The following is a 26562-nucleotide window of genomic DNA, read 5'->3' as shown; positions in this document are numbered from 1 at the left end:
TGCACGTACGGACGGTAGTTGCCGTCCGGCGACCAGTACGTCACCGAACCGGCGGTGATCGGGAACGACACCGAACCGTCAGCGAGCTTGGCGTTGCCGGACACACCCGGGGTCAGCTTCAGCGCGGTCAGCGCGTCGGTGAAGCCCGAGTCGAGCGCGACGGCCGTGCTGCCACCGAGGACCTCCGGCACCGAAGCGACCGGAGCCGGGATCTTCGACGAGCTGGAGGAGACGGTGTGCACCGTCGGCGTCGACGCCTGGGCGGAGGAGATGCCGAACGCGGCACCACCGAGCACGAGCGCACCGGTGGTCGCGAGGGTGATCGAGGTCTTGAGGCTCTTGCGCATGGTGTTCATTCCTTTGCTGTGATCGCGCTCGGCGCGAATTCCCTGAAAGCGCGCCGAACACACCCCGTGCGAGGGTGGAGAACCAGCGATGTGCGGCTGGTGAGCGCTCCGGGTGTTCCCCGGTTGTTGCAGGTGATTCGGCACCCTCGGCCGACCGGTTTGGTCGAGTTCGGGAAATCGTTCGATCAGAGTTCGACGGACGCCAACGACCGCGCCGCACCGTGCAGTCGGACCTCGACCGACGCGATCGATCCGAGCGGCACGTCCGTCGCCGCCGCGAGCCCCGTCGCACGCTCGCCCGTCGCGCTCCACGACGCGACGGTCTCGTCGGTGCCGTCCTCCCGCACCACCACGAGGTCGTACCTGACCGCGCTGCCCGTGCCCCAGTCGCGGCCGCCGTACTCGCACCCCCAGTCGAACCGGGTGCCCCACGCCTTGCCCGTCACATCGAGGTCCACCGTCAGCCCGGAGCCCGACGACATCGCGTAGCGCTCCCCCGCCTGCGGCACGGACGACGACAGCGGCGGCGCCGAGGGCGACCCCGGCGATCCGGCTCCCGTCCCGAACACGACCCCGCCGAGCACCGCCGCGACGACGGCAAGCCCCGCTGTGGACGCGACCAGCACCCGACGACGGCGCCGACGGGTGCGGACGCGGTGCGCGACCACGGCGAGCGAGTGCTGCGGGGCCGGGTCGGGCCTCCCGTCCGGTTCTGCGATCGCCACCGCGTCCCCGGCCGGCAGCCGCCCCAGGAGCCCCGGCATCCCGGCCAGCTCCGCGACGGCGGCGCGGCACGCGGCGCACGTCTCCAGGTGCCGCTCGTACTCGAGCCGCTCGTCGGTCGGCAGCGAGCCGAGCACGTACGCGGCGTCCCAGTCCCGGTAGCGGTCGTCGGTCATCGGGTCACCCCTCGTTCCTGCAGTGCGAGCCGGAGCGCGCGGAGGCCGTAGTGCAGCCGCGACTTCGCGGTGCCCTCCGGGATCCCGTGGCGTCTGGCGATCTCGGGCACGGTGTGGCCGAGCCAGTACGCGTCGACCACGACCCGTCGGTGTTCCGGCGAGAGGCCGGCGAGCGCGTCCGCGACGACGATCCCGTCGAGGACGGCGTCCGTCCGGTCTGGCTGGACCTCGTCGACGGGCAGGTCGGAGCCGACCTCGCGGCGGCGCCGGGCGGACCGCGCATCGTCGACGACGAGGTTCCGCGCGACCGTGAACAACCACGCACGGGCGGCATCCGCGTCGCGCTCGAGCACCGCGGGCCGCTGCCAGGCGCGCACGAGGGTCTCCTGGACGACGTCCTCGGCGAGCGCCCGGTCCGTCGTGAGGTGCAGCACGTACCGCCGGAGCGCGTCCCCGTGCTCGGCGTGCAGTGCCGTCAGGAGCTCGTCGGCGGGCCGGGCGTCCACCGTCACCGCGCCAGCTCGACCGAGAACTCGACCGCACCGTCGTCGTCGACCCGCACGAAACCGAGGTCCGGCGCCTGCACGCCGTAGTCCGCGAACGTGATCGGCACCGAGCCCGCGACCTGCACGTGACCGTCCCGGTCGACACCGAGCTGCGCGTCCGCCGTCACGGCCTTGGTGACGCCGTGCAGCGTGAGCTCGCCGCGCAGGGCGACGTCGGGGTCCGTCCCGGCGAGCGCCGCACGCACGTCGACGGGCGTGGTCACCCGGAACGTCGCCGTCGGGAAGCGGTCCGTCTGCATCGCGGTCCCGCGGAAGTAGTCGTCGCGGGCGGACTCGGGCGTGCTGATCGACGCGACCTGCACCGTCACCGTGGCCGCCGTGAGGGCCCCGTCCGCCACGGTGGCCCGGGCATCGACGTCCTTGGTGCGTCCGGTCACGGTCACATCCTGGCCCCGGAGCACCTCGTGCACCCGGTACCCCGCGAAACCTGCGGACGTCGAGGTCCACGTGCCGTCTGCCTCGGTCGCGCTCAGGGTGGCACCCCCGGTCGGCGCCAGGGACGGCGCTGCGTCCGCGGCGTTGTTCACGAGGTTCGCGTAGACGATCGGACCGCCGATGACGCCCGCGGCGCCGACGACGACCACACCGGCGGCGATGCCGAGCAGGACCTTCGTTCGTCTCTTCACACCCGGTCAACGAGGCAGGTCGCCGGATCGTTCGATCCGGGTCGGGATCGAACGATCCGGCCCGTCGTGCCGTGTCACCTCACGAGCGGATCCGTTCCAGCCGGGAGGCCCGGCCCGGGTCCGCAGGACAGGGGCCACCCATGCGTTCCACACGTTCCACCCGTTCGGTCCTGCTGGTCGTCGGCGTCGCGTTCGGCGCGTTGGCCCTCGCCGGGTGCGCGTCGCAGTCGACGGCGTCGGCAGGTTCGTCGTCGTCGTCGGCGTCGTCTGCTGCTTCCGACTCGTCTGCTTCGTCGTCACCGTCGTCTTCTTCGTCGTCGTCCGGGGGCCTGTACGGGTCCGACGACAGCGGCGGAGACAGCGGTGGCCACGGCGCCGACGACGGCATCGCGACCGCCTCGACCTCGCTCGGCACGGTCGTCGACGGCAAGGGGATGACGGCGTACTTTTACGAGCAGGACGTCAAGGGCTCGGGCAAGAGCACCTGCACCGGCGGGTGCGCCTCGGCCTGGCCGGCGATCGAGTCCGGCGCCACCACCCCCTCGGTGTCCGGTGTCACCGGCACGGTCGGCACGATCACGGGTGTCGACGGGAAGCTCCAGGTCACCGTCGACGGGCGGCCGATCTACACGTACGCGGCGGACACGAAGGCCGGGGACGTCACCGGGCAGGGTGTTGGTGGGGTCTGGTACGCGGTGAACCCCGACGGCACCGAGCACCGCTGAGGCGCTGCTGGCCCATGATGGGACGGTGGACATCGTCATCGCCGGCTGCGGCGACCTCGGGATCGAGACCGGCCTGCGCTTCGCCGCGGAGGGGCACCGTGTGGTCGGGCTCCGGCGTCGGGGTGAACTCGTCCCCCTGCCGCTCGTCGGCCGGTCGGTGGACCTCCGGCACGAGGTCGCACCGATCGACCCCGGCACGGACGTCGTCGTCGTGGCCCTGGCGGCGGGGAGCCGTGACGTCGACGAGTACCGCGCGACCTACGTCGACGGGCTGCGGAACGTCCTGGACGGCATCGATGCGTCGGGGTCCGCCCCGCGGGTGATCGTGGTGTCCTCCACCGCCGTGTACGACGTGGACGACGGCAGCACCGTCACCGAAACGACCCCGGCGGTCGCCGCCACCCCGACCGCTGGTGTGCTGCTCGAGGCCGAGTCGCTGCTCCGCGAACGCGCTCCCGGTGCCCTGCTCGTGCGCCTGTCCGGGGTGTACGGTCCGGGCCGCGAGCGCCTGATCGACCAGGTCCGCTCCGGTTCTGCGAGCCTGGCGCCGGGGGTCTCACCGCACACGAACCGGATCCACCGCGACGACGCCGCCGCCGCACTGGTGCACCTCGCGACTCTGGACGACCCCGCGGCGACGTACCTCGTCACCGACGACGAACCCGCGCGGCTCGACGACGTGTACGCGTTCCTCGCCGCCGAACTCGGCGCTCCGGAGCCTCCCCGCGACGAAGCCGCCGAGGCCCCCGGACGGCAGAGCGCCGGGGACAAGCGCCTGTCGAACGCCCTGCTCCGCTCGACGGGATGGGCCCCACGCTTCCCGTCGTTCCGCGAGGGCTACCGCGCCGTGATCGCCGGCGAGGGCACCCGCCACCCCTGACCCAGTACCGGGGATGGCACGTCGCGCCCCGGTGCGGACGTCGCACCCCGGCACATCGGGGTGCGACGTCCGGAACGGGGCGCGATCGAGCGGGCAGCGCCGCGACGCGACGCGACGCGACGCGCTAGTGGAACCGGTGGTCCTGGATCGTCATCCGCGGCCCGAACGCCGGTTTCCGGAAGCCCGAGCCCCCGATCAACCGCACGACCCGCTCCCGGTGCCCGCGCCAGGGTTCGAGGAGCTCGAGCATCCCGTCGTCGTCGACCGGCCCGCCGGTGAGTGCCCACCCGACGAGCGCCGGCACGTGGAAGTCCCCCACGCTCGGGGAGTCCGGGTCGCCGTGCGCACGCTGCGCCGTCTCGGCAGCCGTCCACTTCCCGATGCCCGGCACCGACTGCAGGCGCTCGGACACGACGGTGCCGCCGCGGCCCAGCGTCAGCGTCCGCTCGAGTGCGGGCGCGACCCGCATCGCCCGCATCACGGTGGCCGACCGCCCGGGTTCGATGCCGGCCCGGTGCCACTCCCAGCTCGGGATCCTGGACCAGGTCGCAGCGTCCGGCGGGACGAACATGTCCGCCGGGGCCGGTCCGGGGGCGGGCGTGCCGTACCGCCGGAGCAGGTACCGCCAGGCGCGCCAGGCCTGGCGCGAGGTCACCTTCTGCTCCATGATCGCCGGCACGAGCATCGCGACGACGGTGTTGGTGCGGAGCAGTCGGAGCCCGGGTTGCCGGTGCAGCGCGTCGGCGAGGAACGGGTGCCCCGAGACGTCCAACGACGACCAGTCGTCGCCGCGGCCGAGCAGGTCGGGTGCGTGGGTGACGGCCCAGGCGGCACCGTCTCCCCACGCGGACACCGCGATCGTGGACGACCCCGCACGGCGCACGAGCACCGAGGCCGGCCCGGTCGGCGTGCGGAGGGCGAGCCACGTGTCGGCGCCGACCACGCGGAAGGCGGGGTCACCGGAGCCGCGCTGCAGGGGCCGGAGGGTCGCGCGGACGTCCACCGCGCCTCCAGGCCGGTAGAGCGTGTCCACGCGAGCCGCGTCGCCCGACGCGGCGACGGACGACGACGCGGCGGCAGCATGCAGGGACACACGGGGATGGTAATGCGGAACCACCGTCAGTCATGATGGGGGCAGTCCCCCACCACCCGACGACGGAGTTCCCATGCGCATCGGCATCCTCACCTCCGGAGGCGACTGCCCCGGCCTGAACGCGGTCATCCGCGCGATCGTGCTGAAGGGCATCGCGATCTACGGACACGACTTCGTGGGGTTCCGCGACGGTTGGCGCGGTGTGGTCGACGGCGACATCGTCCCGCTCGGTCGCAAGGACATCCAGGGCATCGCGAAGCAGGGCGGCACGATCCTCGGCACGAGCCGGACGAACCCCTTCGAGGGCCCGAACGGCGGCGTGGAGAACATCGAGAAGACGCTGGAGCGGCACGGTATCGACGCCATCGTCGCGATCGGCGGCGAGGGCACCCTGGCCGCAGCGAAGCGCCTGACCGACGCCGGCCTGAAGATCGTCGGCGTCCCGAAGACCGTCGACAACGACCTCGGCGCGACCGACTACACGTTCGGCTTCGACACCGCCGTCGCCATCGCGACCGAGGCCATGGACCGCCTCCGCACGACGGGTGAGTCGCACTCGCGCTGCATGGTGGCCGAGGTCATGGGCCGCCACGTCGGCTGGATCGCCCTGCACTCGGGGATGGCCTCGGGTGCGCACGCGATCCTGATCCCGGAGCAGAAGACGAGCATGGAGCAGATCGCGCAGTGGGTGCGTGCCGCCTACGACCGCGGCCGGGCTCCCCTGGTCGTCGTCGCCGAGGGCTTCGTCCCCGACCACGAGGACAACGCGCACACCGAGCGTGGGCTCGACGCCTTCGGGCGGCCGCGGCTCGGCGGTATCGGTGAACGCCTCGCGCCCCTCATCGAGGAGATGACGGGCATCGAGACCCGCGCCACCACCCTGGGCCACATCCAGCGCGGTGGGACGCCGACGGCGTACGACCGCGTGCTGTCGACGCGCCTCGGCCTGGCGGCCATCGACGCGGTCGTCGAGGAGCGGTGGGGCCGGATGGTCGCGCTGAGGGGCACGGACATCGTGCACGTCTCGTTCGACGAGGCACTCGGCGAGCTGAAGACCGTGCCGCAGGCCCGGTACGACGAAGCCGCCATCATGTTCGGATGAGCACTGCCGGGTAAGCAGGGCCGGGAGGCGCGGGGTAGCGTCCGTCTCGTGACCCGCGCAGTCCTCGTCTCCAGTTCCGCCCCGCCCACCGTCACCGAGGTCGACCTCGCCGACCCGGCCGAGGGCGAGGCCCTCGTCGACGTGACGTACTCGAGCGTCAACTACAAGGACGGCCTGGCGCTCGCCCGGAACCCCGGTGTGGCGCGGGTCGATCCCCTCGTTCCCGGCATCGACGTCGTCGGTCGGGTGTCGGCCCTCGGCCCGGGTGTGCACGACGTCGCGATCGGCGACCGTGTCGTGCTGAACGGCGCCGGGCTGGGCGAGACCCGGCACGGCGGCTGGGCGGAGCACGCCGTGGTGCCGTCCGGGTCGCTGGTGGTGCTGCCCGACGGCCTCGACGACTCCGTCGCCGCCGCGATCGGCACGGCGGGGTTCACCGCGATGCTCAGCGTGCTCGCACTCGAACGGTTCGTCGCCCCCGGGGACGGTCCGGTGCTCGTGACCGGCGCGTCCGGCGGTGTCGGTACCGTCGCGATCGCGTTGCTCGCCGCCCGCGGGTACGACGTCACCGCGTCGACCGGACGGCTCGCCAACGAGGACTCGCTCCGTGCCCTGGGTGCGACGGGCGTCGTCGACCGGGCCACGCTGTCCGAACCCGGCAAGCCCCTGCAGCGTGCGGCCTGGGCGGGCGCGGTGGACAGCGTCGGTGGCGCCACACTCGCGAACGTCATCGCTGCGACACGGTGGGGCGGAGCGGTCACGGCGTGCGGACTCGCGCAGGACGCCGCGCTGCCGATGACGGTGATGCCGTTCATCTTGCGAGCGGTGTCCCTGCTCGGCATCAACTCGGTCGACGCACCGCTGCCGCTCCGGCAGCAGGCGTGGGACCGACTCGCGACCGATCTCGACCCGGCGGTGCTGGCGGGGGTGGTGCGGACCGTGTCGCTCGACGAGGCCCTGCGGGTGGGTCCGGAGGTCGTCGCGGGACAGGTGCACGGGCGGACCATCGTCAGGGTTGATGCATGACATTCCATCATGCTAAGATTTCACAACGTTTGCATATTGACACGTTAGGATTGGAGTACAGAACACCTGACCCTGTGAGGAGTCCGGCATGCCGGTACCCAAGTCGACCGTCGAGAACTCGCCGAGGAAGCTCCTGCGAGACGTCGTGCTCGAGAAGATGCTCGCCGCGATCCAGGACGGCACACTCCAGGCCGGCGAGCGTCTCAACGACGACGAGCTCGTGCAGTGGCTCGGAGTCAGTCGCACCCCGATCCGCGAGGCGATCGCCAAGCTCGTCGACTACGGCCTGGTCGAGATGGAGGCGAACCGGTACACCCGGATCGCGACGCCGAACGCCAAGCAGTACGACGAAGCGCTCCAGGTCTTCCTCGGCATCGCCGAGCTCGCGGTGCGGTGGTCGTTCCCGAAGCTCGACGAAACCGATCTCGCGCAGCTCGTGGACGTCCTCGAGAACCTCCGGGTCCACGCGGAGAACGAGGACCGCGCAACGAACGACGACATCTCCGACTTCCTCGAACTCCTGGTCCGCGTAGCCGACAACGAGCTGCTCGCGACGTTCACCACGTCGCTCGTGCCGCGCGTGAAGTTCCTCGCGCTGACCGCCGACGAGTTCATCTTCTGGGACGTCAAGCACGCCGTCGACCCCCTCGCCGCTGCGGCACGAGGTCGTGACGGCGAGGCCGGGGCCGCGGTCATGCGCTCACTCGCCCGTGCCGTCGACGACCACCTGAAGACGCTCCGCGCCGCTCGCGCATGAGCGGCGTCGGGCACGATGGGATCGTGACCGACGTCCTCATCCACGCCACCGGCGTCCGCGTGACCCGGTCCGGCCGAGACCTCCTGCACGACATCGACCTGACCGTCCGGCGCGGCGAGCACTGGGCACTCCTCGGGCCGAACGGTGCCGGCAAGTCGACGCTGCTCGCGGTCCTCGGTGCGAACAGCCACCCGACGGCGGGCACCGTCGAGGTGCTGGGCCGCCGACTCGGGCGGGTGGACGTCCGGGAGCTCCGCGAGCACATCGGGCACGTCGACCCGAGGCACCGCATGCTCTCGCCGCTGACGGTGCTCGAGACGGTGCTGACCGGGCTCACCGGGACGACCGACCTCATGATGCGGTGGACGCCGACGGACGCCCAGGTGGCCACGGCCGAGCGGCACATCGCCGACGTCGGGCTGACCGACCGGCTCGATGCCCGCTGGCCCGTGCTCTCCCAGGGTGAGCGCGGCCGGGCCCTGATCGCCCGCGCGCTGATGTCCGAGCCGCAGCTGCTCCTGCTCGACGAACCCGCCACCGGGTTGGACGTCGCCGCCCGGGAGCACCTGCTCGAGACCGTCGACGCGCTGCGGCACCGGCACCCCGAGCTCGGCAGCGTGATGGTGACCCACCACCTGGAGGACCTGCCGGCCTCGACCTCGCACGCGATGCTCCTGCGGGACGGCGCGTCGGTCGCGCAGGGCACCTCCGACGAGGTCATCACGTCGTCCGCGGTCTCCCACGCGTTCGACTTCCCCCTCGCGATCCTGCGCGCCGAGGGCCGCTGGGCCGCACGCCGCGCGTCGTAGCCGACCCGCGCCTCCAGGGAGCGGACGGCGACAGCGCGACCTGCTGACGGGGCGGTGGTGTCCCCTGTCCCACCCTCGGTGGTCCGGTCGGTACGCGGTTGTGCGTGGTGCTGCGTGCACCGTCGCCGGTGCGCGGTGCTGGGCTGCGTTGTGCCGGCTCGCGCCACGGCGCTGCCCACTGCGCCACATGAGGACCGGATTGCCCGCCGGTCCGTCGGGTCCGTACCCGCCCCGGTCCGCCTACCGACGCACCGCCCCGTTCGTTCAGTCGGTCGGCTCCAGGAGCGCCACCTCCCAGTTGCTGCGCTGGATGGTCGCGTCGAGCTCGCGGAGTTCCTTCGCCAGGGTGTCCGCACGACTCCGCAGCTCGGCGGTCGGCAGGGCGGCGAACGTCCGGAGCTCGCTGCGGAGTTGTCGGTAGCCACCACCACCGCCCGCGGTCGCGTCGGCGGCTCCGGTCACGAGCGAGTGCCGCAGCCGCAGGGCGTCCCGGCGTGCGAGGAGCGCCGTGACGGTGTCCCCGGAGGCCAGCACGGTCGACGCGTTGGTCGCGTTGATGCGCGCGAGCAGCACCTCGAGTGCGTCGACGGCCTGCTCGGCCTCGGCCAGCAGGGCAGCGGCGTCCTCGTCGGGCTCCTCGCCCTCCTGGTAGCGGGCGTTGGCGGCGATCCGCGATCGGAGCTGCTCGATGCGCTTCTGCAGGTCCGCGCGTTCGATGAGCGCTTCAGCGAGTTGCATGTCGCCATCCAACCAGCGGACGGGAGGCACGGCCCGGGTCGGGCACGCGCCTCCCGTCGCGGGGACGGTCGGCTCTACGGCGTCGCGCTCGCCGCCGCCTTCGCCGCGGCCGGCAGCGCGTCCAGCACCCGGCCGACGGCCCGGTCGTCGTGGGCGGCGGTGACGAACCACGCCTCGAACACGCTCGGCGGCAGGGTGACCCCGGCGTCGAGCATCGCGTGGAAGAACGGCGCGTACCGGAACGCGTCCTGCGCGCGGACGTCGTCGTAGTTCCGGGGGGCGGTCTCGCTGAAGGCGAAGGAGAACAGGTTCCCGGCGTGCTGCACGGTGTGTGCGACGCCCTCGGCGGAGAGTGCCTCGCTGGTGGCGGTCGCGATGGTCGACGCCGTGCGGTCCAGGTGCGCGTACACGTCCGGGGTCGCGGCCCGGAGCGTGGCGATGCCGGCAGCGACGGCGAGCGGGTTCCCGGACAGGGTGCCCGCCTGGTACACGGGGCCGAGCGGTGCCAGGTAGTCCATGACCTCCCGGCGACCACCGAGTGCGGCGAGCGGCATGCCGCCGCCGATGACCTTGCCGAACGTGATGATGTCGGGCTTCCAGCCGGCACCGTCCGGGACGACCTTGGACGCCTCGAGCCCCCACCAGCCGGCAGAGCCGACACGGAAGCCCGTCAGGACCTCGTCGACGATGAGGAGTGCGCCGTGCGACTGGACGATCTGCGCCAGCGCCCGGTTGAACCCGCGCTCCGGTGCGAGCACGCCCATGTTCGCGGCGGCGGCCTCGACGATGACGCCGGCGATGCGCTCGGAGTGCTCGTCGAACGCACGGCGCACGGCGTCGAGGTCGTTGTACGGCAGCACCAGGGTCTGCGCGGCGGTCTCGGCGGTGATGCCCGCGCTGCCGGGGAGCGCCAGGGTGGCGACGCCCGAACCGGCCTCGGCGAGCAGGGAGTCCGAGTGCCCGTGGTAGTGCCCGGCGAACTTCACGAGGAGGTCACGGCCGGTGTACCCGCGGGCGAGCCGGATCGCCGTCATCGTCGCCTCGGTGCCGGTCGACACCATCCGGAGCTTCTCGATCGGCCCGTCGCCGTCCACGGACACCCGCTGCTTCACGAGTTCGGCGAGCTCGGTCTCACCCGGGGTCGACGCCCCGAAGCTCAGCCCACGGGCCGCCACCTGCTGCACGGCCTCGACCGTCGCGGGGTGCGCGTGCCCGAGGATCGCCGGACCCCAGGACGCGACGAGGTCGACGTACTCACGGCCTTCCGCGTCGGTGACGTAGGCGCCCTTCGCGCTCGTCAGGAAGCGGGGGGTCCCGCCGACGGAACCGTACGCGCGCACTGGGGAGTTCACGCCGCCGGGGATGCTGTTCTTCGCGCGGCCGAACAGCTGGTCGTTGGTGGTCATCGTGCGGCCTCCTCGGCGGACGAACGGGTGAGCGTGCGGGCGATCTCGACCGCGAAGTAGGTGAGGATCGCGTCCGCACCTGCACGCTTGATGCCGACGAGGGCCTCCATGGCGGCGGCGTCCCGGTCGATCCAGCCGTTCTGCGCGGCTGCCGTGATCATCGCGTACTCGCCGGAGATCTGGTACGCCCACACCGGCACGGGCGAGGTCGCAGCGGTCTCGGCGAGCACGTCGAGGTAGCTCATCGCGGGCTTCACCATGACGATGTCGGCGCCCTCCTCGATGTCCTGCTCGACCTCGCGCAGCCCCTGCCGGCCGTTCGCGGCGTCGATCTGGTACGTCCGACGGTCGCCCACGAGCGAGGAGTCGACGGCCTCGCGGAAGGGGCCGTAGAACGCGGACGCGTACTTCGCCGCGTAGGCGAGCAGGGCCGTCCCGGAGTGGCCCGCGACGTCGAGCGCGTCACGTGCGGCGGCGATCTGGCCGTCCATCATCCCACTCATGCAGACGAGCTCGGCACCCGCTTCGGCCTGTGCGACGGCCATGTCGCGGTAGCGCAGCAGGGTCGCGTCGTTGTCGACCGACCCGTCCGCCGCCAGGACACCGCAGTGCCCGTGGTCCGTGAACTCGTCGAGGCACAGGTCGGACTGCACGACGAGCGCGTCGCCGACCTCTTCCTTCGCGATCCGGATCGCCACGTTGAGGATGCCGTCCGGGTCGGTCGCGCCGGAGCCGACGGCGTCCTTGCGTTCGGGCACGCCGAAGAGGTTCACGCCCCCGATGCCGACGGACGCGGCCTCGACCAGCGCACGCCGGAACGAGTCGAGCGAGTGCTGCTGCACCCCGGGCATGCTCGAGATGTCGATCGCGTCGCGCGCCCCTTCCCGGATGAACATCGGCAGCACGAGCTCGGCGGGGTGGAGCCGGGTCTCGGCGACGAGGCGTCGCATCGCGGGGGTGGCGCGGAGTCGACGGGGGCGGACCTGGGGGAAGCGGCCGGTCACTTAGGTGCCTTCCTGTTCGGGGGCGGAGTGGTGCAGGGTCTCGGCGACGGCGTCGAGGAGGGCTTCGGCGGACCGGGTGCGTCCGATCACGTGGACCGGCAGTCCGGCCGCGCGGGCGTCGGCGGCGGTCCCGGGCCCGATGCAGGCCACGAGGGTGCCGGGGTCGAGCGGGGTCATCCGGCGGGCGATCTCGCGGGCGACGCTGCCGCTCGTCACGAGCACCGCGGCGGGCACCGTGTCGAGGGTGATCGGCTCGTCGCCGGTCCCCACGGTACGGTACGCCACCACGTCGTCCACGTCGATCCCGCGGGCGCGCAGGCCGTCCACCAGCGTCGGTGCGGCCAGGTCGGACCGCGGGAACAGGACGGATCGAGCCGTGTCCGGCAGCGCCTCGACGAGCGCCGCCGCCGAGGCGTCCGGCGGCACCAGGTCGACGACCCAGCCGGCGGCACGCGCGGCTCGTGCGGTCGGCTCGCCGACCGCCGCCACCAGCAGGTCGGACGGGAGGCGCGTCACCAGTCCCGCGATCACGCGCACCGCCGTCGCACTGGTCACCACGAGCCAGTCGGGGCCGGCCACGCGTGGACGGTCGCCGACCGCGGATGGTGCGTCGTGCCTCCCGGCCGCTCCGGAGGCGACCAGACGGCGGACCGCAGCGGCGAGCGGGGCGGGGTCTTTCGGTGCCTCCGTCCCGATGAGCGGGACGATCCGCGGGTCGAGCCCCCGGTCGTGTGCGGCAGCGGCCACGCGGTCGCCCCAGTCGCCACCCCGCGGGATGACGACGACGGGCGACCGCGTGTCCGTGACGTGCCTACTCGGCGGCGGAGGCGATGTCGGCCAGCTCGGCCGCGCCGCTCTCGAGCAGTTCGGCGGCGACGCGGGCGCCGACCTCGAGTGCCTCGGCCTGGCGGTCCTGCGCGGATCCCTCGAGCACCGATGCGTGCGACGCGGTGCGGTACTCGGAGCCGTCGGGACGGTAGACCGTCGCCGAGACGAGCAGGAGTTCGGCGTCGACGATCGCCGTCGCGCCGATCGGTGCGGAGCAGCCGGCCTCGAGCTTCGCGAGGACCTCGCGTTCGGCCGACACCGTCAGACGGGTCGGGGCGTGCTCGATCTTGCCCAGCGCGGCGAGCAGGTTCCGGTCGGCCTCGTCCGCTCGGACCTCGACCGCGAGTGCGCCCTGGCCGGGAGCACTCGGCCAGAAGCCGAGATCCAGGAGCTCGGTCGCCTCGTTCAGCCGGTCGATCCGACCGAGGCCGGCTGCGGCGAGCACCACGGCGTCGAGGTCGTCCTCGACGCGGCCGAGACGGGTGTCGATGTTCCCGCGGATGTCCACGACGTCGAGGTCGGGGCGCTTCGCCTTGAGCTGCGCGACGCGGCGGGGCGATCCGGTGCCGACCTTCGCGCCCTCGGGCAGGGTGTCGAGCGTCGCGGCGTTCCGGGCGACCAGGACGTCGCGGGCGTCCGCGCGCTTCGGCACCGCGCCGATCCGCAGGCCGGGGTACGGCGCGGTCGGCAGGTCCTTCAGCGAGTGCACGAGCACGTCGACCTCGTTCGCGACGAGGGCTTCGCGGAGGGCACTGGCGAAGACGCCGGTGCCGCCGAGGCTCGCGAGCGAGGCACGGTTCGTGTCGCCCTCGCTCGTCACGGTGACGAGTTCAACCGGGCGACCCGATGCCTTCGCCAGGCGGTCGGCGATGTCCTGGGACTGCGCGACGGCGAGGCGGCTGGCGCGGGTGCCGAGGCGGATCGGCGCCGGGCCGCCGGCTGCTCCGTCCGTCACGCTTGCTTCGTCCGTCACGGGGCGAGCCCCGCGGCGGCGGGCTTGAACCCGGCGCGCACGTTCTCGCAGCAGCCCGGACGGCAGACGTCGTACCAGGGGCCGAGGTCCGTCTCGTGCGGCCGCTCGCTCGTCGGCGTGCCGTTGACGCGCTCGAGGACGAGGTCCACCAGGCCGGCGACGTAGGCCGGGTCGACGCCTGGGGTCTGCGTCCGGACCGACCAGAAGCCGAGCTCGCCAGCGGTCTCGGTGGCCTCTTCGTCGAGGTCCCACATGACCTCCATGTGGTCGCTCACGAAGCCGAGCGGGACGATGAGGACCGCACGCGTCGGGCCGCCCTTGAGCGTCTCGTTCATGTAGTCGTTGATGTCCGGCTCGAGCCACGGCTGCGACGGCGGGCCCGAGCGCGACTGGTAGACGAGCTTCCACGGCGGCGTGCTCGTGCCGCGGAGGGACGCGTGCTCGGGGCGTTCGAGCAGCTCGGCCCACGCCTGGTCGAGGACGACCTGCGCCACGGCGAGGTGCTGGGCCTCGTACGCCCCGTGCTCGTCGAAGCCGCCGTAGTCGGGGCCGGACTTCGCCGCGTCGGTCGACGGGATCGAGTGCGTCGAGAACAGCACGTGCAGTTCGGTCGCGACGTCGAGGCCGTCGTTCTCGGCGATGGCCTTCGCCATGCCGTCGCGGACACCGTCGACGAACGGGCGGACGAAGCCGGGGTGGTCGAAGAACTGCCGGACCTTGTCGATCTGGATGGTGTCGATCAGACCGGTCTCGGTGAGCACGCGGGCGTAGTCCTCGCGGTACTGGCGGCAGCTCGAGAACGACGAGTAGGCGCTCGTGGCGATCGCGATGAGCTTGGTGTAGCCGTTGTCGGCGGCCTCGGTGAACGCCTGCTCCAGGTAGGGCTCCCAGTTGCGGTTGCCCCAGAGCACCGGCATGTCGATGCCGCGGCTCGCGAGTTCACCTTCGAGAGCCGCCTTGAGCGCGCGGTTCTGCGCGTTGATGGGGCTGACACCGCCGAAGTGCCGGTAGTGGTGCGCGACCTCTTCCAGTCGCTCGTCCGGGATGCCGCGACCACGCGTGACGTTGCGGAGGAACGGGATGACGTCGTCCTGGCCCTCGGGACCGCCGAAGCCGGCGAGCAGGATCGCGTCGTACGCGACCGGGACCTCGACGTGCTCGGGACCGTCGGCCGCTGCCGGCGTCGCGGCGAGCACGGGCTGACCGTTCGTGATGTGGCTCGTGTCGGTCATGACAGCACCTCCGGCAGTTCGGCGGTCGTCACCCGACGACCGGTGAAGAAGGGGACCTCCTCGCGCACGTGCAGGCGCGCCTCGGTGTAGCGCAGGTCGCGCATCAGGTCGACGAGGTCCACCAGGTCCGGGCTCTCGAGCGGCAGGATCCACTCGTAGTCGCTCAGCGCGAACGTGGCGATCGTGTTCGTGAGCACCCGGCGGTACTTCGCGCCGGCGATGCCGTGGTCGCGGAGCATCTTCGAGCGCTCTTCTTCGGGCAGGAGGTACCACTCGTAGGAGCGGACGAACGGGTACACCGTGATCCACGCCTCGGGGTCCTTGCCGCGCAGGAACGCAGGGGTGTGCCGCTTGTTGAACTCGGCCTCGCGGTGCATGGCCATGGCGTGCCACACCGGCTCGGCGTCCTGGAACAGGCCGGTCCGGCGGATCTCGCGCAGGACGGACTGGATCGCCTGCGCGTCGTCGCCGTGCAGCCAGATCATCACGTCGGCGTCGGCGCGGAAGCCGGACACGTCGTAGAAGCCGCGGATCGTCACGCCTCGCTCGGCGGCGGCCGTGACGACGGCGTCGAGCTCGGCCACCGCGTCGTCTCCGACGGTGTGGATCGGGCCGAGGGGCCGACGGAACACGGCCCAGAGGGCGTACGCCGTGAGCAGGTTGGGGTCGATGCCGTCGGGGGCGGTCTCGTGGGCGTCGTGCGCGGACGAGGGCGCGGTGGAGCTCATGGAATCCATTGTCCTATCGGTTGCCAGGGTGTTGGCCGCCCCGCATCCCGTGGACCGCGCTCGGGCGGTCTACCGCCGTCGGAGCACCGCTACGACGATACCCCCGACCACCGCCACGCCCGCTGCGAGCCCGGCCAGGTACGGCACCGACTTCTCGTCGATCCCACGCTTGACCTTCGAGGCCGCGATCCCGATCTGCTTCGGCACGTTGAGCTTGTCCTCGATCGCGTCGAGGGTGTCGAAGAGCTGGGCGCGCGTCGCTGCGACGCGGTCGGCCAGGTCGTCGTGCTGATCGGTCACGTGGTTCCTCCGAGGGGGTGGTGCGGGTACGAGCCGCTAGAAGCGGCCACCGACGTCCGGCTTGCGGGTGCCGTACTGGGTCGGCGGGGTCGGCTTCTTGCCCAGGCCCTTCACCGCGTTGACGTCGTTCTTCACGCTGTCGATCGTGCGCTTCGGCGTGATCGGCAGCCCGGTCTTCAGGCGCCGCCAGCCGAGGAGTCCGAGGATCGCGGCGACGAGCAGCATCGCGACGGCGATCACCAGCGCCGCGAGCCACGCGGGCATCACGGTCGCCAGGCCCATCACGGCAGCGGTCAGCAGGACGCCGATCGCGTACAGGACGATGACGAGCGCGCCCACGAGCAGACCGGCGGCGAGACCGAAGATCTTCGCCTTGGTCAGCATCTCGGCCTTGAGCAGGTTCAGCTCGCCCTTGACCAGCTCCTTGACGAGCTTGGGGACGTCGCCGACCAGGCCGAACAGCGAACGCGGCTTGCGGTCGCGCGTGTCCGTCATGAGGTGGCGTTGTCCTTCTTCTGGCCGACCTTGCGGACGACCTTCTTCGTCTGCTCACCGACGAACTCGGCGACGTCCGGGGTCTTGTCGGCGATGAAGTCCTCGGCGACGTGGACGCCCTTCTGGACGCCGTTGCTGTTCCAGATCTTGCCGCTGACGGTCTTGATCTGCTCGTACCGCGCCCGTCCGGCTCGCGATCCCAGGACGTACCCGAGTGCGGCGCCGGCGACGAACAGGAGCTTGCCTCGCATCTGCGATTCCTCCGTTGGGTCAGTGTGCGGTGGTCATGCGCCGAACGGAATACGTCCGGCGTTCCTGCAACAGTAGCCCTCCACCAGGGTGGGGTCCGCTCAGGAATCCAGGATGTGCTCAGCGGCGGTGCGCGATGACGCCACGATCCCGGCGAGGCCCCGGCCGGTCGAGGCCTCCCCGATCGCGACGACCCCCTCCGCCAGACCGGCTGCGGTCGTGTCCGGCCCGTGCCAGCGGACGCGGGCGGCGCCGACGACCGCACTCGGTGCGACCGGCACGCCGAGCAGGGCGGTCGCATCGCGGGTGGCGCGGGTCCCGGTGGCGTCGGCGGGGTCGACCGGGAGGCTCGTGGCGACGTCCGCCCCGTCGGTCGCGTCGGTCGCGTAGCTGAGTCGCAGGACGTGTCGGCCCGCGGCCGCCTCGGCGAGCCACGGCCACTTCACCGTCGCGTGCGTGATCGCCTTGGCGGCGACCTCGGCGGCATCGGGGTGCACGAGCATCCCGGTGCCCCGCGGAGCCGCGTCCAGCTCGGGCTGGTCGACCACGAGCGTGACGAGCTCGATGCCCGTCCGCGTGGCCGGGGCGGTCCGGGCGGGGTCGGGGGTCGAGGCGAGGACGTGATCGGCCGGCAGGCGTTCGGTCGGCCCGTCAGCGGAGACGAGCTCGACCGCGTGCTCCTCGATCGCCGTGGCCCGGGTGTGCAGCCGGACCTCGACGCCGTAGGTGTCCATGTCGGCGACGAGCTCGTCCACGAGCCGGACGATGCCGCCGCGGATCCCCTGCACCGCCGACCCCGCGGTCGCCCGGGCCCGGAGTGCGAGGACGGCGCGGGCGAGGGAGCCGTCCCGGAGCAGCGCGGCACGCAGCCCTGGTGCGACGCGGTCCGGGTCGAGGTGGTCCGGGTGCGTGGAGTGCACGCCCGCGACGATCGGCACGACCAGGTCGTCGAGCACCCGCTCGCCCATGCGCTTCCGGACCAGCTCGCCGAGCGACGTCGCCTTCGAGCCGACGAGCGACGGCAGCAGGGAGTCCATCTGCGCCCGGAACGCGGCCTTCTGCCCCACGACCGCGAGCACGTCCGCCGCCATCGGGCTGCCCGGGATCCCGAGCAGGCCGGTGGCGGGGATCGGGAAGGTGCGACCGTCGCGTGTCATCAGCCAGGCGCCGCGGGGGTCGGGCGTCGTGATCTCGTTGCCGAGACCGAGCTCGATCGCCAGTCGTCCGACGGCGTCGTTCCGGGTCGCGAACGAGTCCGCGGCCATGTCGACGTCGAGCCCGGCCACGGTGTGCCGACGGACCATCCCGCCGAGCACGCCGGACGCCTCGACGAGGACCACGTGTGCGCCGCCCTTCGCGAGGTCACGGGCGGCGACGAGACCGGCGACCCCGCCGCCGACCACGACGACGTCGGTCACGCGGCGGCTCCGTCCGTCCCGTCGCCGAGCTCGTGGACGAGCGCCACGATCCGGGTGAGCACGGCCGGGTCGGTCTCCGGGGGCACTCCGTGCCCGAGGTTCACGACGTGGGCACGAGCCGCACCACCGCGACGGACGACGTCGCGCACGTGGGCCTCGAGCACCTCCCACGGGGCGGAGAGCATCGCCGGGTCGATGTTGCCCTGCACGGTGACGCCCGTGCCGACGCGGCGGACGGCCTCGTCGAGCGGCAGGCGCCAGTCGACCCCGACCGCGTCGACGCCCACGGTGTCCGTGCCGAGCGTGGTCATGTCGCGCAGGACCTCGCCGCTGCCGACACCGAAGTGGATGCGGGGGACGCCGAGGTCGGCCACGTGGGCGAGGGCCGCCGCGGAGTGCGGTGCGACGGACTGCACGTAGTCCGCTCGGGACAACGAGCCCACCCACGAGTCGAAGAGCTGCGCGGCCGAGGCCCCGGCGAGCACCTGGGCCCGGAGGAACGCCCCCGACACGTCGGCGGCCCAGGCGAGCAGGCGCGACCAGGTATCCGGGTCGGAGTGCATGAGCGTGCGGGCGCGGATGTGGTCCTTCGACGGGCCGCCCTCCACGAGGTAGGCGGCGAGCGTGAAGGGGGCGCCGGCGAACCCGATCAGCGGGGTGTCCCCGAGCTGCTCGACGGTGCGTGCGACGGCCTCGGAGATCGGGGCAAGGGCCGTCGGGTCGAGCTGCTCGAGCGCCTCGACGTCCGCCGCCGACCGGATCGGGGAGCCGAGGACCGGGCCACGTCCGGGGACGATCTCGACGTCGACGCCCGCGAGCTTGATCGGCACGACGATGTCGCTGAAGAAGATGCCCGCGTCGACGCCGTGCCGGCGCACCGGCTGCAGCGTGATCTCCGACGCCATCGCCGGGTCGAGGCAGGCGTCGAGCATGGCCGTGCCGACCCGGAGTTCGCGGTACTCGGGCAGCGATCGCCCCGCCTGGCGCATGAACCACACCGGCAGGGTCTCCGGCCGGTCACCGCGGAGCGCGCGGACGAGCGGCGAGCCCGACGTGCGCCCGGAGACGAGCGGGTGCGAGGCGGGGAGGGAGGTGGTCGGTGCATCGGTCACCGCACGATTCTCCCATCGGCGAACGGAACGTATCCCGTGCACGCACGATGGGAACGGGAACCGGGCGGAACGCGGGTTACCATGGAAGACGTGCTCATCTGTCTCACGGCGTCGCACCGCAACGCCAGCTTCGATCTCCTGGAGCGACTGAGCATCGGCGCACCGACCGCCGCGAGCCGTCTCGTGACGGACTCCGACGTGCTGGACGGGGCCGTCGTCCTCGCCACGTGCAACCGCTTCGAGGCCTACCTCGACATCGCGGGCGACGACCGCGACTCCGCCGTCTCGGCCACCGTCGAAGCCGTCGCCACCGCCAGTGACCTGGACCCCACCGAGGTCCTGCACTCCGTCAACGTGCTCGGCGGCAAGGACGTCGTCCAGCACCTCTTCGCCGTGTCGAGCGGCCTCGAGTCCGTCGTGGTCGGCGAGACCGAGATCTCCGGGCAGGTCCGTCGATCGCTCGAGGACGCCCGCTCCAACGGCACCACCACCTCGGACCTGGAGCGCCTCTTCCAGGAGGCCGCGCACACCTCCCGCGGCGTGAAGACCCGCACCCGGATCGGTGCCGCCGGCCGCTCGCTCGTGCGCCTCGGCCTCGAGCTCGCGTCGTCCCGCATCACCGACTGGGCCCACACCCGGGTGCTCCTCGTCGGCACCGGCAGCTACGCCGCGACCACCATCGCCGCGCTGCGCGACCGCGGGGCCACGACCATCCAGGTCTTCTCCCCCTCCGGCCGGGCCCCCTGGTTCGCCGCGAAGCACGAGCTCGTGGCCGCCCACGACCTCCGCCAGGCCATCGCCACGAGCGACGTCGTCATCACCTGCACCTCGAGCGAGCTCCCGGTCGTCCAGGCGTCCGACCTCGACGACGGTGTCCGCCGCATCGTCATCGACCTCGGGCTCCCCCGCAACGTCCACCCTGACGCGGCCGACGTCGACGGTGTCGAGATGCTCGACCTCGAGACGATCAGCATCCACGCCCCGGTCGCCGAGCTGAACGCCGAGTCCGAGGCCCGAGCGATGGTCGACGACGCCGTCTCACGCTTCCGGGCGCAGGCGCTCGAGCAGTCGACCACCCCGGCGCTCGTGGCCTTCCGCAAGCACGTGTTCGACATCCTCGACGACGAGATCGACCGCGCCACGCGCCGTGCCGACGGTGACGAAGCGTCGGCCGAGCAGACCGAGCGGGCCCTCCGACACCTCGTGGGCGTCCTGCTCCACCGCCCGTCCGTCCGCGCACGTGAACTCGGCCGCGCCGGACGCGGCGAGGAGTTCGTCGGCGCGCTCGACACCCTGTTCGGCGTCCGCCCCGAGCCCGAGGCGGAACTGCCGACGCCCGTCGTGCCCCTCGCGGAGCGCACCGCGCCCGAGCGCTCCGTCGCGGCCCGAGCCGACGAGGCGGACGCGAGCTGAGCCTCCCGTCCGACCCGGTGACCCTGCGCGTCAGTGCGCTGCTGCTGGTGCGTGACCGACGCGTGCTCATGGTGCGCGCGCGAGCGCGCGACGTGCTCTACCTGCCGGGCGGCAAGGCCGAGCCGCACGAGACCGACGTCGAGGCCGTCGTCCGCGAGGCGTTCGAGGAGACCGGCCTGCGGCTCACCGCCGACGACGTCGATGCCTTCGGCACCGTCACGGAGCCCGCGCACGGGCAGGCTCCGGGGACGATGGTCGCCATGGCACTGTTCCTCGTCCGGCCTGGAGGCACGCTCGACTCCGCCACACCCGTCGCCTCGGCGGAGGTGGACGAGGTCGAGTGGGTCACCTCCGCGGATGCGGACCGGTGCCCGCCGGCGGGCGTCGAGACGCTCCGCCGACTGGTCGCGGCGGGGCTCGTCGACTAGTCGGCGGACCGCCCTGCATCAGGAAGGGCTGGAGCCGGTCTCGGCGTCGGTGTAGTGGCCGACCTCGCCGTCCGGAGTGGGCTCGGCCTCGCCGGGGATGTCCGACTCCACGTACTCGCCCTCGCCGTCGCCGCCCTCGGGACGGGTCTCGCCGGGGATGTCACTCGAGACGAACTCGCCGGCCGGCTCGTTCGACGCGACCGGGGTCTCGCCGGGGATCTCGCTGTCCGTGAAGGACCCCGCGCGCGGCTCGACGCCGTCCGAACGGCCCTCGTCGCCCCGTGCCTGTTCGTGCTTGCCTGCCATGTCGACCTCCGTTGCTCGTGCGCTGGGTTGCTCGTGCGCTGGCGCGCGTGCTCCGGAGTGTGCTCGTGACGGCTGGACGCCACCCGAGACGTGTACCCCGGCACGGTGATTGCGTTGGGACATGCAACGTCGCGTTCGTCCTCCGCTCCTCCTCGCCGTCGGCCTCGTCGCGGTCGGCGTCCTCGCCGGGTGTTCGTCGGGTGGCACCGCGACGCCGTCCGCGACGGCCACGAAGACCGTCACGGCGGCACCGTCGTCGTCCGCTCCGTCGTCCCCCGCGTCGACCTCGGCGGCAGCCGCCTCGACGCCCGCCGGTGGTGCGACCGGCGGAACCGGGGTGTGCGCTGCGTCCGCACTGACGGGCAGCATCGAGGCCGGCAGCGGTGGTGCTGCAGGCAGCACCTACGTCCATCTCGTCCTGCAGAACACCGGTACCGCGACCTGCACACTGCAGGGGTGGCCCGGCGTCTCGTTCGTCGGCGAGACGAACGGCACCCAGCTCGGGAACGCCGCGTCCGAGGACCGTGCCTCCGCACACCCGACGGTGACGCTCACGGCGGGGCAGAAGGCGGTGGCGCCGCTCAAGATCACCAACGCCGAGAACTACCCGTCCGGGCAGTGCGACCCGATCTCGCCCGACGGCCTCCGCGTCTACCCGCCCGGGTCGAAGCAGTCCCTGTTCGTCGCCGCGACCGAGTACACCGCGTGCCGGTCCACCGCCGTCACCGTGCTGAACGTGCAGGCGCTCGTCCCGGAGGGGCAGGCTGCCGACTGACGTCTGCGACCATGACCGCATGGTGACGATCACGGCAGGACTCCCGGGACGGGACGAGCTCCTCGGCCTGTACGACGGCGTCGGGTGGACGGCGTACACGCGGGACCCGGATGCACTCGTCGCCGCGGTCGCCGGCTCGCACCTCGTGCTGGCGGCCCGTGATCACACCGGCGCTCTGGTAGGTCTCGTCCGGACGCTGTCCGACGGCGTGACGATCGCGTACGTGCAGGACGTCCTCGTACTGCCGTCACACCAGGGAGCGGGGGTCGGCGGAGAACTGCTCGATGCCGTCCTCGAGCGGTACGCCCACGTCCGCCAGACCGTGCTCCTCACCGATGCCGAGCCGGGTCAGCGGGCGTTCTACGAGTCGCGCGGGCTCGTCGAGGTGCACGACGTGGAACCGCACCCGCTGCGGTCGTTCGTCCTGCTCCGGTGAGGACTCTGGACACACCGTCCGGCTCGGCCACCGGGTACACCGTCATTCCTTCGTCGAAGGCCGCGACAGTACGCTCGTCGCCGTGGACCAGCTCACCTCACCGGCCATCGTCGCCGCGGCGGCGGACCTGCTCGGCCGGCCGCTGACCCTCGACCGCGAACTGACCGGCGGCCAGCACGCCCGCACCCTCATGGCCGTCGACGGCGACGCCCGGGTGGTGGTCCGGATGTTCCCCCGCGGCGACGACGCGGTCCGGCGGGAACGCGAGGTCCTGCGACGGCTCGGCCCCCTCGGCACGCTCGCCCCACGGCTCCTGGCGCACGGCGAGGCCCAGGGTCACCCGGTGATCGTGACCGACGCGGTACCCGGTGGCCCACCGGCGCCAGGTCTCGACCCCGTGGTGATCGGCGAGCAGATGGGCCGCGCGCTGGCGGAGATCCACCGACTCGACCCGGTCGACCTGCCCGACGAGTCCCGACAGCCCACGCGCCGTGCCGGACGCCTCGCCACGAGCGCGCACGAGGCCTGGCGCGAGGTCGACCTCGACCGGGTCCTCACGCACGGCGACTTCTGGAGCGGCAACGCCCTGTGGGAGGGCGAGCGGCTGACCGGGATCGTCGACTGGTCGGGCGCGATGTCCGCTCCGCGCGGCGTGGACATCGCCTGGTGCCGGCAGGACCTCGTCCTCCTCGGGTCGACCGCGGCGGCCGACCGGTTCCTCGCCGTCTACGAGGGCGCGACGGGTCAGCGTGTGCGCGACGTACGCGCCTGGGACGTCATCGCCGCAGCGCGGGCGGACGCCTACCTGGAGACCTGGGCGCCGAACTACGCCGGCATCGGGCGGCCGGAGATCGACGGTCGACTGCTCCGGTCGCGCTTCGACACCTGGGTCGGCTCCCTCATCGGTACGCGACTCCAGCGCTGACCGCGACGGGGCAGTCGCGCTCAGCGCACGGCTGGCTCGTGCACGACCTCGAGCACCTCGGTGCCCAGGGTCCGCATCGCCTCGACCACCGCGAGCCGCCGCTGCAGCGAGGCGTCGTCGAACGTGACGGTCACGGCGTAGCTCACGGACGATCCGGGTCCGCGGAGGATCCCGGCCTCGGCCCGGACACCCGTGCTCGATCCCGTCACGGACACCACCTGGAGCCCGTGGTCGAGCGCCCGGTGCGCGAGCGGGTCGAGCCCGAACGAGCCGGCGACGAGACTGAGGTCGCTCGCGAGCGACAGCCACCCGAGCACCCGGTTCGACACCGCTTCGTCGACGACCTCGCCGAGGGCCAGCCCCCGCATCAGCCAGGCGAGCTCCCCCGTCGGCGCGACCGACGCGTCCGGGGCGTCGTCCGGCCCGCGGCGGTCCCGCACCCGGTCGATGAGGGCCGTGCGCTCGATCCCGAGCGACTCCGCACGCTCGCGGACGGCGTCGATCCCGACCGTCGACAGCAGCGCGTTCATCGCCCACGCGTCGGCGTTCGCCCCGACCAGGGTCGCGAGGTCGGGCACCTGCATCGTCGGCTCCTGCAGGAACTGCCACAGTCCGGCACCGGTGGCGGTGTCGCGCGCCATCCGCTGCAGCCGGTCGCCGTGCAGCCCACCGTCCTCGAGCCGCGCCGCGACCTCGACGAGCAACAGCACACGACCGAGGCTCGCCACCGGCTGGACGAGCGTGTCGTCCACCGCCAGCAGGGACTTCCCGGTCGAGGTGTCGATGACCGACGCGCTGACCGACGCACCGTCGCGCGCGATCGCGCCCAGTGCCTCCAGGGTGGCCGCGAAGCGCTCGTCGGCGCCGCCGCGGTGCCGACCGCGCGCACGGCCGTCGGCACCGCCGACGTCCTGTCGTCGACGCGACCGTCGAGCCGCTCCCGGCTCCGACGACGGAGCCGCGTCCGGCTCGGCCATCACCAGATCGAGACGCGCTCGGCCGGGTCGAGGTACATCGCGTCCCGCTCGGTCACGCCGAAGCTGTCGTACCAGACGTCGATGTTGCGGACGACCTGGTTGCAGCGGAACTCGTTCGGCGAGTGCGGGTCGATGCTCAGGAGCCGAGCTGCCTCCTCCGGACGGATCGCCATCCGCCAGGCCTGGGCCCAGCTGAGGAAGAACCGCTCGGCGCCGGTCAGACCGTCCACCACCGGCGGCTCCTGGCCGTCGAGGGACAGCAGGTACGCCTTCCACGCGATGGACAGACCGCCGAGGTCACCGATGTTCTCGCCGATCGTCAGGGCCCCGTTGACGTGACCGTCCGGGACCTCGGTCGGGACGAGCGCGTCGTACTGCGCGATGAGGGCCTTCGTGCGCTCCTCGAACGCGGTGCGGTCGGCCTCGGTCCACCAGTCCTGCAGTCGGCCGTCACCGTCGTACTGCGAGCCCTGGTCATCGAAGCCGTGGCCGATCTCGTGACCGATGACGGCCCCGATCGCACCGTAGTTCGCGGCGGCGTCACGTCCGGCGTCGAAGAACGGGAACTGCAGGATCGCCGCGGGGAAGACGATCTCGTTGAAGCCGGGGTTGTAGTACGCGTTGATCGTCTGCGGCGTCATGAACCACTCGTCGCGGTCGATCGGCTTGCCGATCTTCCCGAGCTCACGGTCGACCTGGAAGCTCGCGACCGCCCGAACGTTGCCGATGAGGTCGTCGGCCGACACCGGGAGCGCCGAGTAGTCGCGCCACTGCACCGGGTAGCCGATCTTCGGCGTGAACTTGTCGAGCTTGTCGAGCGCCCGCGCACGGGTCTCGTCGGTCATCCACTCGAGCGCCGTGATGCTCTGGCGGTACGCCTCGACGAGGTTCGCGACGAGGACGTCCATCGTCGCCTTCGACGTCTCGTCGAAGTGCTCCTGCACGTAGATGCGCCCGACGGCCTCGCCCATCGCGCCCTCGACGAGGGAGACACCGCGCTTCCAGCGCTCGCGCTGCTTCGGCGCACCGGTCAGCGCCGTGCCGTAGAAGGAGAAGTTGGTCGCCGAGAACGCACTCGTCAGGTACGCCGCGGAGGCGCGGATCACCTGCCAGCGGAGCCAGTCCTTCCAGACGTCCAGCGGCTCGGTGCGGAGCAGCTCCGCCACGCCCGTCACGAACGAGGGCTCGCGGACGACGACGGTCGAGAAGGCACCGGCGGGGGCGTCGATGGCCTCCCACCACAGCTGCAGGTCGATGCCCTCGGCGAGCGCCGCGACCTCGGCCCACGGCAGCTTGTTGTACGTCTTCTGGCTGTCACGCGTGGTGACGTTGTCCCAGTGCTTCGACGCCAGCGCGGTCTCGAGCGCTATGACGTGCTCGGTGCGGTCGCCGGCGTCCTCGAAGCCCGCGAGGGGGAACATCGCCGCCACGAACTCGCGGTACTTCGTGCGGATGTCGGCGAAACGCTCTTCGCGGTAGTAGGACTCGTCGGGCAGCCCGAGGCCGGACTGCTCGAGGAACACGACGTACGACTCCGGGTCGCCCGGGTCGTTGTCGACGAAGAGCTGCAGGAAGCTCGGCAGACCGAGCCGTTCGAAGCGCCCGACGATCCGGATCACGTCCTCGGTCGAGTCGATCGCTGCGATCTCGGCGAGGAGCGGCTCGATGGGCGCGGTGCCGAGGGCCTCCAACCGGTCCTCGTCGGTGAAGGACGTGAAGAGGTCGCCGACCTTGCGCTCCTCGGTCCCCGGTGCCGCCTGCTGCGACCGCTCGATGATGTCCCGCACGGCGATCTCGGCGGCCTCGGCCAGCACCGTGAACGAGCCGTACCGCGCCTTGTCGTCGGGGATCGGCGTCGCGTCGACCCACGAGCCGTTCACGTGGCGGTACAGGTCGTCCTGCGGGCGGACAGTGGCGTCCAGCTCGTCGATGCTGATCCCAGAAGCGTTGTGGATCCCGGAGGTGCTTGCGACGTCGGTCATGCGGTCC

The 26562-nt window shown here is 72.3% G+C and carries 30 protein-coding genes and 1 pseudogene; 11 read left to right on the top strand and 20 right to left on the bottom strand.

What is annotated here, in order from left to right; genetic code table 11:
* From ABIC61_RS05265 to ABIC61_RS05250, 4 genes and pseudogenes are all read right to left on the bottom strand, one after another.
* A pseudogene (locus tag ABIC61_RS05265) lies at window positions 1-347 on the bottom strand (hypothetical protein); the annotation flags it as partial.
* Between the two features lie 185 nt (window positions 348-532).
* Entirely contained in the window at window positions 533-1246 is a 714-nt protein-coding gene (locus tag ABIC61_RS05260; protein WP_354029067.1) for an anti-sigma factor family protein, read from the bottom strand.
* Window positions 1243-1758: a sigma-70 family RNA polymerase sigma factor gene (locus tag ABIC61_RS05255; RefSeq protein ID WP_079237701.1), complete on the bottom strand. Its 516-nt coding sequence runs from the start codon at window positions 1756-1758 to the stop codon at window positions 1243-1245. Before ABIC61_RS05255 ends, ABIC61_RS05260 begins: the two co-directional genes overlap by 4 nt.
* Window positions 1755-2438: a YceI family protein gene (locus tag ABIC61_RS05250; protein WP_354029066.1), complete on the bottom strand. Its 684-nt coding sequence runs from the start codon at window positions 2436-2438 to the stop codon at window positions 1755-1757. The genes ABIC61_RS05255 and ABIC61_RS05250 overlap by 4 nt, the downstream gene beginning before the upstream one ends.
* Before the next feature lie 140 nt (window positions 2439-2578).
* On the opposite strand from ABIC61_RS05250, the gene ABIC61_RS05245 reads away from it, so the two are divergent.
* Window positions 2579-3163 (top strand): COG4315 family predicted lipoprotein, encoded by a 585-nt coding sequence (locus ABIC61_RS05245; protein WP_354029065.1) that lies wholly within the window; start codon window positions 2579-2581, stop codon window positions 3161-3163.
* A 25-nt stretch (window positions 3164-3188) separates the two neighbouring features.
* Window positions 3189-4043, top strand: a complete 855-nt coding sequence (locus ABIC61_RS05240; protein ID WP_354029064.1) for an NAD-dependent epimerase/dehydratase family protein — start codon at window positions 3189-3191, stop codon at window positions 4041-4043.
* A 124-nt stretch (window positions 4044-4167) separates the two neighbouring features.
* On the opposite strand, the gene ABIC61_RS05235 is transcribed toward ABIC61_RS05240, so the two are convergent.
* Window positions 4168-5130 (bottom strand): DNA-3-methyladenine glycosylase family protein, encoded by a 963-nt coding sequence (locus ABIC61_RS05235; RefSeq protein ID WP_502908784.1) that lies wholly within the window; start codon window positions 5128-5130, stop codon window positions 4168-4170.
* A 79-nt stretch (window positions 5131-5209) separates the two neighbouring features.
* Here ABIC61_RS05235 and ABIC61_RS05230 point away from each other — a divergent pair, with 79 nt between their 5' ends.
* The 4 genes from ABIC61_RS05230 to ABIC61_RS05215 all read left to right on the top strand — a co-directional run bounded on the left by ABIC61_RS05230 (window position 5210) and on the right by ABIC61_RS05215 (window position 8830).
* Window positions 5210-6238 (top strand): 6-phosphofructokinase, encoded by a 1029-nt coding sequence (locus tag ABIC61_RS05230; protein ID WP_354029062.1) that lies wholly within the window; start codon window positions 5210-5212, stop codon window positions 6236-6238.
* A 48-nt stretch (window positions 6239-6286) separates the two neighbouring features.
* Window positions 6287-7264 (top strand): MDR family oxidoreductase, encoded by a 978-nt coding sequence (locus ABIC61_RS05225; protein ID WP_354029061.1) that lies wholly within the window; start codon window positions 6287-6289, stop codon window positions 7262-7264.
* Between the two features lie 88 nt (window positions 7265-7352).
* Entirely contained in the window at window positions 7353-8021 is a 669-nt protein-coding gene (locus tag ABIC61_RS05220) for a GntR family transcriptional regulator (RefSeq protein WP_354029060.1), read from the top strand.
* 23 nt (window positions 8022-8044) lie between these two features.
* Window positions 8045-8830 (top strand): ABC transporter ATP-binding protein, encoded by a 786-nt coding sequence (locus ABIC61_RS05215; RefSeq protein ID WP_354029059.1) that lies wholly within the window; start codon window positions 8045-8047, stop codon window positions 8828-8830.
* A 264-nt stretch (window positions 8831-9094) separates the two neighbouring features.
* Here the strand turns inward: ABIC61_RS05215 and ABIC61_RS05210 are convergent, their stop codons facing one another.
* The 12 genes from ABIC61_RS05210 to hemE form a co-directional block, all read right to left on the bottom strand.
* Complete coding sequence (locus ABIC61_RS05210; RefSeq protein ID WP_354029058.1) at window positions 9095-9568, bottom strand: DIP1984 family protein; 474 nt, start codon at window positions 9566-9568, stop codon at window positions 9095-9097.
* 74 nt (window positions 9569-9642) lie between these two features.
* Window positions 9643-10974 carry a glutamate-1-semialdehyde 2,1-aminomutase gene (hemL, locus tag ABIC61_RS05205; RefSeq protein WP_354029057.1) on the bottom strand — a complete coding sequence of 444 codons (1332 nt, stop codon included), beginning with the start codon at window positions 10972-10974 and terminating at the stop codon, window positions 9643-9645.
* Window positions 10971-11978, bottom strand: coding sequence for a porphobilinogen synthase (gene hemB, locus ABIC61_RS05200; RefSeq protein ID WP_354029056.1), 1008 nt, complete (start codon window positions 11976-11978; stop codon window positions 10971-10973). The genes hemL and hemB overlap by 4 nt, the downstream gene beginning before the upstream one ends.
* Window positions 11979-12725, bottom strand: a complete 747-nt coding sequence (locus ABIC61_RS05195) for a uroporphyrinogen-III synthase (protein WP_354029055.1) — start codon at window positions 12723-12725, stop codon at window positions 11979-11981.
* 64 nt (window positions 12726-12789) lie between these two features.
* On the bottom strand, window positions 12790-13761 hold the full coding sequence (gene hemC / locus ABIC61_RS05190) for a hydroxymethylbilane synthase (RefSeq protein ID WP_354029054.1): 972 nt from the start codon (window positions 13759-13761) through the stop codon (window positions 12790-12792).
* A gap of 14 nt (window positions 13762-13775) precedes the next feature.
* Window positions 13776-15011, bottom strand: a complete 1236-nt coding sequence (locus ABIC61_RS05185; protein WP_354029053.1) for a ferrochelatase — start codon at window positions 15009-15011, stop codon at window positions 13776-13778.
* Complete coding sequence (gene hemQ / locus ABIC61_RS05180; protein ID WP_144754171.1) at window positions 15008-15739, bottom strand: hydrogen peroxide-dependent heme synthase; 732 nt, start codon at window positions 15737-15739, stop codon at window positions 15008-15010. The genes ABIC61_RS05185 and hemQ overlap by 4 nt, the downstream gene beginning before the upstream one ends.
* Window positions 15740-15808: 69 nt before the next feature.
* Complete coding sequence (locus ABIC61_RS05175) at window positions 15809-16039, bottom strand: DUF3618 domain-containing protein (RefSeq protein WP_354029052.1); 231 nt, start codon at window positions 16037-16039, stop codon at window positions 15809-15811.
* A gap of 36 nt (window positions 16040-16075) precedes the next feature.
* Window positions 16076-16534 carry a phage holin family protein gene (locus ABIC61_RS05170; RefSeq protein WP_079237687.1) on the bottom strand — a complete coding sequence of 153 codons (459 nt, stop codon included), beginning with the start codon at window positions 16532-16534 and terminating at the stop codon, window positions 16076-16078.
* Window positions 16531-16785 (bottom strand): hypothetical protein, encoded by a 255-nt coding sequence (locus ABIC61_RS05165; RefSeq protein WP_079237686.1) that lies wholly within the window; start codon window positions 16783-16785, stop codon window positions 16531-16533. Before ABIC61_RS05165 ends, ABIC61_RS05170 begins: the two co-directional genes overlap by 4 nt.
* Before the next feature lie 99 nt (window positions 16786-16884).
* The gene (locus ABIC61_RS05160; RefSeq protein ID WP_354029051.1) at window positions 16885-18201 is read right to left on the bottom strand and encodes a protoporphyrinogen/coproporphyrinogen oxidase; all 1317 of its coding nucleotides are present in this window, start codon (window positions 18199-18201) and stop codon (window positions 16885-16887) included.
* Window positions 18198-19313 carry a uroporphyrinogen decarboxylase gene (gene hemE, locus ABIC61_RS05155; protein WP_354029050.1) on the bottom strand — a complete coding sequence of 372 codons (1116 nt, stop codon included), beginning with the start codon at window positions 19311-19313 and terminating at the stop codon, window positions 18198-18200. The genes ABIC61_RS05160 and hemE overlap by 4 nt, the downstream gene beginning before the upstream one ends.
* A gap of 90 nt (window positions 19314-19403) precedes the next feature.
* Between hemE and ABIC61_RS05150 the strand changes: the two genes are divergently transcribed.
* Both ABIC61_RS05150 and ABIC61_RS05145 read left to right on the top strand, forming a co-directional pair.
* Window positions 19404-20726, top strand: coding sequence for a glutamyl-tRNA reductase (locus ABIC61_RS05150; protein ID WP_354029049.1), 1323 nt, complete (start codon window positions 19404-19406; stop codon window positions 20724-20726).
* 17 nt (window positions 20727-20743) lie between these two features.
* The gene (locus tag ABIC61_RS05145) at window positions 20744-21154 is read left to right on the top strand and encodes an NUDIX hydrolase (RefSeq protein ID WP_354029048.1); all 411 of its coding nucleotides are present in this window, start codon (window positions 20744-20746) and stop codon (window positions 21152-21154) included.
* A gap of 18 nt (window positions 21155-21172) precedes the next feature.
* On the opposite strand, the gene ABIC61_RS05140 is transcribed toward ABIC61_RS05145, so the two are convergent.
* On the bottom strand, window positions 21173-21460 hold the full coding sequence (locus tag ABIC61_RS05140; RefSeq protein ID WP_354029047.1) for a hypothetical protein: 288 nt from the start codon (window positions 21458-21460) through the stop codon (window positions 21173-21175).
* Between the two features lie 121 nt (window positions 21461-21581).
* Here ABIC61_RS05140 and ABIC61_RS05135 point away from each other — a divergent pair, with 121 nt between their 5' ends.
* The 3 genes from ABIC61_RS05135 to ABIC61_RS05125 all read left to right on the top strand — a co-directional run bounded on the left by ABIC61_RS05135 (window position 21582) and on the right by ABIC61_RS05125 (window position 23596).
* Complete coding sequence (locus tag ABIC61_RS05135; protein WP_354029046.1) at window positions 21582-22235, top strand: DUF4232 domain-containing protein; 654 nt, start codon at window positions 21582-21584, stop codon at window positions 22233-22235.
* Between the two features lie 19 nt (window positions 22236-22254).
* Window positions 22255-22671: a GNAT family N-acetyltransferase gene (locus ABIC61_RS05130; protein WP_354029045.1), complete on the top strand. Its 417-nt coding sequence runs from the start codon at window positions 22255-22257 to the stop codon at window positions 22669-22671.
* 82 nt (window positions 22672-22753) lie between these two features.
* Entirely contained in the window at window positions 22754-23596 is an 843-nt protein-coding gene (locus tag ABIC61_RS05125; protein WP_354029044.1) for a phosphotransferase family protein, read from the top strand.
* A 20-nt stretch (window positions 23597-23616) separates the two neighbouring features.
* On the opposite strand, the gene ABIC61_RS05120 is transcribed toward ABIC61_RS05125, so the two are convergent.
* A complete protein-coding gene (locus tag ABIC61_RS05120) occupies window positions 23617-24573 on the bottom strand; it encodes a serine hydrolase (RefSeq protein ID WP_354029043.1) in 957 nt (318 codons plus the stop codon).
* Window positions 24573-26555 (bottom strand): M13 family metallopeptidase, encoded by a 1983-nt coding sequence (locus ABIC61_RS05115; RefSeq protein WP_354029042.1) that lies wholly within the window; start codon window positions 26553-26555, stop codon window positions 24573-24575. The genes ABIC61_RS05120 and ABIC61_RS05115 overlap by 1 nt, the downstream gene beginning before the upstream one ends.
* Window positions 26556-26562 lie beyond the last annotated feature (7 nt).

It is taken from the genome of Curtobacterium sp. 1544 (assembly GCF_040544915.1).
Lineage (GTDB): Bacteria > Actinomycetota > Actinomycetes > Actinomycetales > Microbacteriaceae > Curtobacterium > Curtobacterium pusillum_C.
The sequence above is the reverse complement of the archived record's forward strand: the minus strand, read 5'-3'. Positions and strand labels throughout refer to the sequence as shown.

What these genes read in the sequence shown, in the direction of transcription:
- ABIC61_RS05260 (WP_354029067.1), bottom strand. Translation starts at nt 1,246, where the DNA reads ATGACCGACGACCGCTACCGGGACTGGGACGCCGCGTACGTGCTCGGC.
- ABIC61_RS05245 (WP_354029065.1), top strand. Translation starts at nt 2,579, where the DNA reads ATGCGTTCCACACGTTCCACCCGTTCGGTCCTGCTGGTCGTCGGCGTC.
- ABIC61_RS05230 (WP_354029062.1), top strand. Translation starts at nt 5,210, where the DNA reads ATGCGCATCGGCATCCTCACCTCCGGAGGCGACTGCCCCGGCCTGAAC.
- ABIC61_RS05220 (WP_354029060.1), top strand. Translation starts at nt 7,353, where the DNA reads ATGCCGGTACCCAAGTCGACCGTCGAGAACTCGCCGAGGAAGCTCCTG.
- ABIC61_RS05210 (WP_354029058.1), bottom strand. Translation starts at nt 9,568, where the DNA reads ATGCAACTCGCTGAAGCGCTCATCGAACGCGCGGACCTGCAGAAGCGC.
- hemL (WP_354029057.1), bottom strand. Translation starts at nt 10,974, where the DNA reads ATGACCACCAACGACCAGCTGTTCGGCCGCGCGAAGAACAGCATCCCC.
- ABIC61_RS05185 (WP_354029053.1), bottom strand. Translation starts at nt 15,011, where the DNA reads ATGACCGACACGAGCCACATCACGAACGGTCAGCCCGTGCTCGCCGCG.
- hemQ (WP_144754171.1), bottom strand. Translation starts at nt 15,739, where the DNA reads ATGAGCTCCACCGCGCCCTCGTCCGCGCACGACGCCCACGAGACCGCC.
- ABIC61_RS05170 (WP_079237687.1), bottom strand. Translation starts at nt 16,534, where the DNA reads ATGACGGACACGCGCGACCGCAAGCCGCGTTCGCTGTTCGGCCTGGTC.
- ABIC61_RS05165 (WP_079237686.1), bottom strand. Translation starts at nt 16,785, where the DNA reads ATGCGAGGCAAGCTCCTGTTCGTCGCCGGCGCCGCACTCGGGTACGTC.
- ABIC61_RS05140 (WP_354029047.1), bottom strand. Translation starts at nt 21,460, where the DNA reads ATGGCAGGCAAGCACGAACAGGCACGGGGCGACGAGGGCCGTTCGGAC.
- ABIC61_RS05135 (WP_354029046.1), top strand. Translation starts at nt 21,582, where the DNA reads ATGCAACGTCGCGTTCGTCCTCCGCTCCTCCTCGCCGTCGGCCTCGTC.
- ABIC61_RS05130 (WP_354029045.1), top strand. Translation starts at nt 22,255, where the DNA reads ATGGTGACGATCACGGCAGGACTCCCGGGACGGGACGAGCTCCTCGGC.
- ABIC61_RS05120 (WP_354029043.1), bottom strand. Translation starts at nt 24,573, where the DNA reads ATGGCCGAGCCGGACGCGGCTCCGTCGTCGGAGCCGGGAGCGGCTCGA.
- ABIC61_RS05115 (WP_354029042.1), bottom strand. Translation starts at nt 26,555, where the DNA reads ATGACCGACGTCGCAAGCACCTCCGGGATCCACAACGCTTCTGGGATC.